We start from the raw sequence: 1,090 nt of genomic DNA, 5'->3' as shown, positions 1-1,090 counted from the left end.
AATGGCGAAGGAAAAATTTGAACGTAAAAAGCCACACGTTAATGTGGGTACGATCGGTCACGTAGACCACGGTAAAACGACATTAACAGCGGCTATTACCACAATTATGGCGAAGAAGTTTGGCGGCACAGCGAAAGCATATGATCAAATTGATGCTGCGCCAGAAGAGCGTGAACGTGGTATTACAATTTCTACAGCACACGTAGAATACGAATCAGCAAACAGACATTATGCACACGTAGATTGCCCAGGACATGCTGACTATGTTAAGAACATGATTACTGGAGCGGCGCAAATGGACGGAGCGATACTGGTAGTATCAGCAGCTGATGGTCCGATGCCACAAACCAGAGAACACATTCTGTTATCTCGTCAGGTTGGTGTACCTTATATTGTTGTGTTCATGAACAAAGCAGATATGGTAGATGATCCTGAATTGCTGGAACTAGTAGAGATGGAAGTACGTGACTTATTAAGCAGTTACGATTTCCCTGGGGATGATATTCCTATTGTGGTTGGTTCAGCATTGAAAGCGCTGGAAGGCGATGAGAGTGACATAGGTGTTAAAGCGATTGAAAAATTAGTTGAAACTATGGACTCTTATATTCCTGAGCCTGTACGAAACATTGATAAGCCCTTCTTGTTACCAATTGAAGACGTATTCTCAATTTCTGGACGTGGAACGGTAGTAACAGGTCGTGTAGAGAGCGGTATCGTCAAAGTGGGTGAAGAGATTGAGATTGTTGGAATCCGCGACACTCAAAAAACCACGTGCACAGGCGTTGAAATGTTCCGTAAGTTACTGGACGAGGGACGCGCTGGAGATAACGTTGGTATATTGCTTCGTGGAACAAAACGTGACGAAGTTGAGCGTGGCCAGGTATTGGCTAAGCCAGGCACAATTAAGCCACATACAAAATTCGAAGCAGAAGTATACGTATTATCAAAAGAAGAAGGTGGTCGACATACTCCATTCTTTAATGGATATAGACCACAGTTTTATTTCAGAACGACAGACGTAACAGGAACCTGTGATCTGCCTTCTGGAGTAGAAATGGTAATGCCTGGTGATAACGTACAATTAACTATT

The 1,090-nt window shown here is 43.3% G+C and carries 1 protein-coding gene; it reads left to right on the top strand.

The genetic code is table 11. The features are described 5' to 3' along the window. The coding region (gene tuf / locus KYQ_RS18390) for an elongation factor Tu (protein WP_010654848.1) at nt 1–1,090 on the top strand (1,090 nt) is incomplete at both ends.

The organism is Fluoribacter dumoffii NY 23 (assembly GCF_000236165.1).
GTDB lineage: Bacteria > Pseudomonadota > Gammaproteobacteria > Legionellales > Legionellaceae > Legionella > Legionella dumoffii.
Note: the sequence above shows the minus strand (reverse complement) of the source record. Positions and strands in the feature narration are given on the sequence as shown.